This is a genomic window from Cellulosimicrobium sp. SL-1 (assembly GCF_011033075.1).
In the GTDB taxonomy this organism is placed as follows: domain Bacteria; phylum Actinomycetota; class Actinomycetes; order Actinomycetales; family Cellulomonadaceae; genus Cellulosimicrobium; species Cellulosimicrobium funkei.
In genome coordinates, this window is the sequence record NZ_JAACJC010000001.1 from 570202 (window position 1) to 577179 (window position 6978).

The window sequence follows — 6978 nt, forward strand, 5'->3', positions numbered from 1 at the left end:
TCAGTCCAGCAGGTCGGCGTAGAGGACGGAGGACAGGTAGCGCTCGCCGAACGACGGGATGATCGTCACGATGAGCTTGCCCGCGTTCTCGGGACGCGCGGCGAGCTGCAGCGCGGCGGCGATCGCGGCGCCCGAGGAGATCCCGACGAGCAGGCCCTCCTCCTTGGCGGCGCGGCGCGCGTACTCGACGGCGGTCTCGGCGTTGACGTCGATCACCTCGTCGTAGACCGAGGTGTCGAGGATCTCGGGCACGAAGTTCGCGCCGATGCCCTGGATCTTGTGCGGGCCGGGCTGGCCGCCGTTGAGGATGGCCGACTCCTCGGGCTCGACCGCGACGATCTGCACGCCGGGCTTGCGCTCCTTGAGCACCTGGCCGACGCCCGTGATGGTGCCGCCCGTGCCGATGCCCGCGACGACGATGTCGACCGCGCCGTCGGTGTCGGCCCAGATCTCCTCGGCCGTCGTGCGGCGGTGGATCTCCGGGTTCGCCTCGTTCGCGAACTGGCGGGCGAGGATCGCGCCCTCGCGCTCGGCGACGATCTCGTCCGCGCGGCTGACCGCGCCCTTCATGCCCTCGGAGCCCGGCGTGAGGATGAGCTCGGCACCGAACGCGCGCAGCAGCGCGCGGCGCTCCTTCGACATCGTCTCCGGCATCGTGAGCACGACGTCGTACCCGCGCGCCGCACCCACCATCGCGAGCGCGATGCCGGTGTTGCCGGACGTCGCCTCGACGATCGTCCCGCCCGGCTTCAGCTCGCCGGACGCCTCGGCGGCGTCGATGATCGCGACGCCGATGCGGTCCTTGACCGAGTTGGCGGGGTTGTAGAACTCGAGCTTGCCCACCACGGTGGCGCCGAGCCCCTCGGTGAGCTTGTTGAGCCGGACCAGCGGGGTGTTGCCGACGAGCTGCGTGACGTCGTCGTAGATGCGTGCCATGTCTTCCTCTTCTGTCGACGGCTCGGGGTGAGCCGGGTGGGGGTACCGATGGGGAGCGGGGCGCGCCCGGTGGCCGGGGTCCAGCGTCTCGCGGGGGCGGCGCGGGCGCGCGCGGGCGACGGGACGGGCTCGGGCGGGACGAGGGGCGTGCGCGGGCGTGCCGGGGCACGCGGGGACGGCCGTCGTCAGCGGCAGCCGAGACAGCGACAACAGGAGGTGCGCGGCGCGGCGCGGTGCAGCGATGCAGGACGCGCGGTCGTCGCGGTCATTCCTCGCTCCTCCTGGTCGGTCGCGCCGGGGGAGTCGCCCGGAGCTCCGGGCGGGCCGACGGCGCGCGTGCCCCGAGGCTATCGGTCCGCGGCGCGGGCCTGCAACGCCGTCCGCGGCGCCCGGGAACGACGACGGGCGCCGCGCCGGGGAGGCGGGGCGCCCGTGGGGTCGTGGGACGAACGGAGCGGGCGACGGGAATCGAACCCGCGTAGCCAGTTTGGAAGACTGGGGCTCTACCATTGAGCTACGCCCGCGCGGGCCTCGGCTCGCCCGGTGGTCGGCCTGTGCGGCCGCCCGGGACGGCGTGCCACCGACCTGCGGCCGCCACCCTAGCAAACGTCGGCGGGCCGCCCGTGCCGCGGCGTTCCCCACGCGGCGGCCCGTCGGTCGCTCCCCGTCCCGCCAGTACACTTGCCCCTGGTCCGCCCGCCGTGGCGGACGACGGGGTGTGGCGCAGGTTGGTAGCGCGTCCGCTTTGGGAGCGGAAGGTCGCAGGTTCAAATCCTGTCACCCCGACCTTCGCGCGGCGCCCTGCGGGGCGCCGCGGGACGTCGTCGACGTCCGGACCGTCGAGGCGGTCCCGTCCCCGGGAGGTGCCCGTTGACCCCGTCCTCCGCGACCGCCGGTCCGGCAGCCCGCGTGACCCTCGCCGCGCTCGTCGCCGCGGGCAGCGGTGCGGTCCTCTCGCTCCAGGGACGCCTCAACGGCGACCTCGGGGCCGCGGGCACGGGGCCCGTCCTCGCCGCGTGGCTCTCCTACGTGGGCACCCTCCTCGCGACCGTGCTCGTGGTGGTCGCCCGCCGCCGCGTCCGGTCCACGCTCGCCGTCGTGCGCTCGTCCGCCTCGTGGTGGTGGTTCGCCGTCGGGCTGTGCAGCGTGCCGATCGTCGTCGCGATGGCCGCCGGGATCCCCCTCGTCGGGGTCGCGGTCGCGTCCGTCTGCTCCGTGGCCGGCCAGACCGTCGCCGGGCTCGCGCTCGACGCGCGGGGCGTCGGCCTGCCCGCGCCGCTGCGGCTCACGCCGCGTCGTGCGGGCGCCGGCCTCGCGGCGCTCGCCGGTCTGGGCATCGCGGTGCTCGGGAGCAGCGCGGGCGGTCCCGGGTGGGCGGTCGTCGCGGCCGGTGCGGCGCTCTTCGTGGGCGGCGCGGTGCTGTGCGGGCAGCAGGCGGGCAACGGCCGCGTCACGCAGCTCACGGGCGACCCGGTCGTGGCGACCCTCACGTCGGTCACGGGCGGGCTCGCCGGGATCACGCTCGTGTGCGCGCTCGGCGTCCCGTTCGGCGTGCTCGACGGCGTCGTGCTGCCCCCGCAGTGGTGGCTCTACCTGGGCGGGCCGCTCGGGACGGTCGTCACCGTCGCGGCCGCGTTCGCCGTGCGCCACCTCGGCACGTTCGTCCTCACGCTGACCGTCGTCGGGGGCCAGATGGTCATGGCGGTCCTGCTCGACGTGCTCGGCGTGGTGGGGCTGCGCTGGCCGACCGTCGTCGCGACCGCGGTCGTCGCGCTCGCGGTGCTGCTCGTCGTGCCCCGGCCGGGACCACGGCCCGGGTCGAGGTGAGGATCGGGGTCGGGATCGAAGTCAGGATCGGGTCAGGATCGCGGACAGACCCGCGCGTCGGGCGCGCTTGACCGCTCGCGTACGATGGGACGGTTGCCCGTACGCCCGCGTGCGGTGCCGTCCCCGGCCGCCCGCGGCCCGCCCCGATCAGTTGGAGATCATCGAAGTGAAGAGCGCCGTCGAGACCCTGGACCCCACCAAGGTCAAGCTGACCGTCGAGGTGGAGTACGACGAGCTCAAGCCGAGCATCGACCACGCCTACAAGCACATCGCGGAGCAGGTGAACATCCCCGGCTTCCGCAAGGGCAAGGTCCCGCCCCGCGTCATCGACCAGCGCGTCGGCTGGGGCGCCGTGATCGAGCACGCCGTCAACGACGCGCTCTCCGGCTTCTACCGCCAGGCCGCGAGCGAGGAGAACCTGCGCCCCCTCGGCCAGCCCGAGGTCGAGGTCACCGAGATCCCGGCGAAGGCCGGCGAGGGCCAGCTGGTCTTCACCGCCGAGGTCGAGGTCCGCCCCGAGATCACGCTGCCCGCGCTCGACTCGCTCGCCATCACCGTCGAGCCCGCCGAGGTCACGGACGAGGACGTCACCGAGCGCCTCGACGCGCTGCGCGAGCGCTTCGGCACCCTCGTCGGCGTCGACCGCCCCGCGGCCGAGGGCGACTTCGTCGTGCTCGACCTGAAGGCCGAGATCGACGGCGAGGAGGTCGACTCCGTCTCCGGCGTGAGCTACCAGATCGGCTCGGGCAACATGCTCGAGGGCCTCGACGAGGCGCTCACCGGTCTCTCGGCCGAGGAGACGACCACGTTCAACGCGCCGTTGGCCGGCGGCGAGCACGAGGGCAAGGAGGCCGCGGTCACCGTCACCGCCACGTCCGTGAAGCAGCGCGACCTCCCCGAGGCCGACGACGACTTCGCGCAGCTCGCCTCCGAGTTCGACACGCTCGAGGAGCTCACGGCGGACCTGCGCGAGCAGGTCGCGAGCATCAAGACGTCGAACCAGGCCGTCGCCGCGCGCGACGAGCTGCTCAAGGCGCTCAACGACGCCGTCGAGATCCCCGTCCCCGCGGGCGCCGTGGAGGCCGAGGTGCACCGCCACCTCGAGTCCGAGGGCCGCCTGGAGGACGACACGCACCGCGCCGAGGTCACGGTCGAGGCGACCGACGCCCTGCGCAACCAGATCCTGCTCGACACGCTCGCCGAGCAGCTCGAGATCAAGGTCGCGCAGAACGAGCTCCTCGAGTACCTCGTGAGCGCCTCGCGCCAGTACGGGATGGACCCGAACCAGTTCATCCAGTCGCTCGACCAGGGCGGGCAGATCCCCGCGATGGTCGGCGAGGTCGCGCGCTCCAAGTCGCTCGCCGTCGCGCTGCGCCAGATCGAGGTCAAGGACACCGCCGGCAACGTCGTCGACCTGACCGAGTTCATCGGCTCGGACGACGAGGACGCCGCCGCGGACGAGTCCGTCGAGGACGTCGCGGGCGAGCCGGTCGAGGAGGCGCTCGTGGACGACTCGGCCGCCCCCGCCGCCGACGCCCCGGTCGAGGACGACGAGAAGGACGCGACGAAGGCCTGACGCGTCGGCGGCCCCCGGCCGGACGGTCCCCAGGACGGCCCGCACCCTCCGCGCGAGGGTGCGGGCCGTCGTCGTCGGCGAGGGGCGTGGTGCCTGGTGCGCCGTCAGCGAAAACGCGGCCCGCCGGGACGAACGGCGGGCACGGACCGCGTTAGGGTCACTGCAGCACGGCTGGACCGGGACGCCGTCCCGGCCGGCCAGGGCAGCGCAGGCGGGGGCGACCCGCGGGAGCGACGAAGGAGATGGATGTGAACGAGCTGTACCTGCCGTCCGACGCGACGGCCCCGGTGAACCGCGCCGAGGGTCCGGGCCTCGGACTCAACGACTCCATCTACAACCGGCTCCTCAAGGAGCGCATCATCTGGCTCGGCTCGGAGGTGCGCGACGAGAACGCGAACGCCATCTGCGCCCAGATGATGCTGCTCGCCGCGGAGGACCCGGACAAGGACATCTGGCTCTACATCAACTCGCCCGGCGGCTCGATCACGGCCGGCATGGCGATCTACGACACGATGCAGTACATCCAGCCCGACGTCGCGACGATCGCCATGGGCATGGCGGCGTCGATGGGGCAGTTCCTGCTCTCGTCCGGCACGAAGGGCAAGCGGTACGCGACGCCGCACGCGCGCGTCATGATGCACCAGCCGTCCGGCGGCATCGGCGGCACGGCGACCGACGTGCGCATCAACGCGCAGCTGATCATGCACATGAAGCAGGTGCTCTCCGAGCTCACGGCCGAGCAGACCGGCAAGCCGCTCGAGCAGATCCTCAAGGACAACGACCGGGACAGCTGGTTCACCGCGCAGGAGGCGCTGGAGTACGGCTTCATCGACCACGTCGTCACCAACGCGTCGTCCGTGACCGGCGGCGGCGGCACCACGGGTTCCTGACCCCGCACCGGACACCAGACTTCACCGAGGAGAACCCGTGAGCTTCAGCGCCGAGTCCCAGTACCTGTCCACCGCCCAGCGCCTCGCCGGCCCCGCGGCCCGCCCCGGCGGCATCGCCCTGCCGGGCGGTGCGCCGTCCGCCCGCTACGTGCTCCCGCAGTTCGAGGAGCGCACCGCCTACGGCTTCAAGCGACAGGACCCCTACACCAAGCTGTTCGAGGACCGCATCATCTTCCTGGGCGTCCAGGTCGACGACGCGTCCGCGGACGACGTCATGGCCCAGCTCCTCGTGCTCGAGAGCCAGGACCCGGACCGCGACGTCATCCTCTACATCAACTCGCCGGGCGGGTCGTTCACCGCGATGACCGCGCTCTACGACACGATGCAGTACATCAAGCCCCAGATCCAGACGGTCTGCCTCGGTCAGGCGGCCTCCGCCGCGGCCGTGCTGCTCGCCGCGGGCCAGCCGGGCAAGCGTCTCGCGCTCCCCAACGCGCGCGTGCTCATCCACCAGCCCGCGATGGAGGGTGGCGGCTACGCGCAGGCGTCCGACATCGAGATCCACGCGAACGAGCTCATCCGCATGCGCGAGTGGCTCGAGGACACCCTCGCGCTGCACTCGGGCAAGTCGGTCGAGCAGGTCCGCCAGGACATCGAGCGCGACAAGATCCTCACCGCCGAGCAGGCGAAGGAGTACGGCCTCGTGGACCAGGTCCTCGAGAGCCGCAAGGCCGTCGCGGTCAACAAGCCGTGACCCGGTCCGCCTGACCACGCGCCGCGCCGCCGTCCCCGCCGGGGTCGGCGGCGCGACACGTTGCGCCCCGTGCGGAGAGCCCACCTGACAACGGGGGCCCCGTGGTGTGGAATGGGGAGCAGGACCCGCTCGGCCGTGCCCGGGCCCCGCGCCGTCGAACCCGACGGGCGGAGGACCGGTCACCGGGACAAGGAGACGCGTAGTGGCTCGTATCTCAGACGGTGCCGACCTGCTGAAGTGCTCGTTCTGCGGCAAGTCGCAGAAGCAGGTCAAGAAGCTCATCGCGGGCCCCGGCGTGTACATCTGCGACGAGTGCATCGACCTCTGCAACGAGATCATCGAGGAGGAGCTCGCCGAGGCGACGGAGCTCGGCCTCACGGAGCTGCCCAAGCCCAAGGAGATCTTCGAGTTCCTCGAGCAGTACGTCATCGGCCAGGACGCCGCGAAGCGGGCCCTGGCCGTCGCCGTCTACAACCACTACAAGCGCGTGCAGGCGGGCGAGCAGGCCAAGCCCTCGAACCCGGACGACGCGGACTACGTGGAGCTGGCGAAGTCGAACATCTTGTTGATCGGTCCGACGGGGACGGGCAAGACGTATCTGGCGCAGACGTTGGCGCGGATGTTGAACGTGCCTTTCGCGATCGCGGACGCGACGGCGCTCACCGAGGCGGGGTATGTCGGTGAGGACGTGGAGAACATCCTGTTGAAGCTGGTGCAGGCGGCGGACTTCGATGTGAAGAAGGCTGAGACGGGCATCATCTACATCGATGAGATCGACAAGGTGGCGCGGAAGGCGGAGAACCCTTCGATCACGCGGGACGTGTCGGGTGAGGGTGTGCAGCAGGCGTTGTTGAAGATCATCGAGGGCACGTCGGCGTCGGTGCCGCCGCAGGGTGGTCGTAAGCATCCGCACCAGGAGTTCATCCAGGTGGACACCTCGAACGTGCTGTTCATCGTGGCGGGGGCGTTTGCGGGGTTGGACGACATCGTGGCGG

Annotated in this window: 6 protein-coding genes and 2 tRNA genes; 6 read left to right on the plus strand and 2 right to left on the minus strand. The window is 72.0% G+C overall.

Going from position 1 to position 6978, the window contains the following annotated elements; all coding sequences use genetic code 11:
• Together cysK and GWJ10_RS02630 are read right to left on the minus strand one after the other, a co-directional pair.
• Positions 1 to 936: a cysteine synthase A gene (gene cysK / locus GWJ10_RS02625; RefSeq protein ID WP_021482934.1), complete on the minus strand. Its 936-nt coding sequence runs from the start codon at positions 934 to 936 to the stop codon at positions 1 to 3.
• Between the two features lie 453 nt (positions 937 to 1389).
• Positions 1390 to 1460, minus strand: a tRNA-Gly gene (locus tag GWJ10_RS02630).
• 188 nt (positions 1461 to 1648) lie between these two features.
• Here GWJ10_RS02630 and GWJ10_RS02635 point away from each other — a divergent pair.
• From GWJ10_RS02635 to clpX, 6 genes are all read left to right on the plus strand, one after another.
• Positions 1649 to 1722, plus strand: a tRNA-Pro gene (locus tag GWJ10_RS02635).
• Positions 1723 to 1806: 84 nt separating this feature from the next.
• Positions 1807 to 2763, plus strand: coding sequence for a DMT family transporter (locus GWJ10_RS02640; protein WP_083712041.1), 957 nt, complete (start codon positions 1807 to 1809; stop codon positions 2761 to 2763).
• Between the two features lie 166 nt (positions 2764 to 2929).
• Positions 2930 to 4339 carry a trigger factor gene (gene tig, locus GWJ10_RS02645; protein ID WP_061269281.1) on the plus strand — a complete coding sequence of 470 codons (1410 nt, stop codon included), beginning with the start codon at positions 2930 to 2932 and terminating at the stop codon, positions 4337 to 4339.
• A 242-nt stretch (positions 4340 to 4581) separates the two neighbouring features.
• Positions 4582 to 5229 (plus strand): ATP-dependent Clp protease proteolytic subunit, encoded by a 648-nt coding sequence (locus GWJ10_RS02650; protein ID WP_044144211.1) that lies wholly within the window; start codon positions 4582 to 4584, stop codon positions 5227 to 5229.
• A 37-nt stretch (positions 5230 to 5266) separates the two neighbouring features.
• Positions 5267 to 5983, plus strand: coding sequence for an ATP-dependent Clp protease proteolytic subunit (locus tag GWJ10_RS02655; RefSeq protein ID WP_021482022.1), 717 nt, complete (start codon positions 5267 to 5269; stop codon positions 5981 to 5983).
• A gap of 202 nt (positions 5984 to 6185) precedes the next feature.
• Positions 6186 to 6978: ATP-dependent Clp protease ATP-binding subunit ClpX (clpX, locus tag GWJ10_RS02660; protein ID WP_163184794.1), on the plus strand; the 793-nt coding region annotated here is incomplete at its 3' end.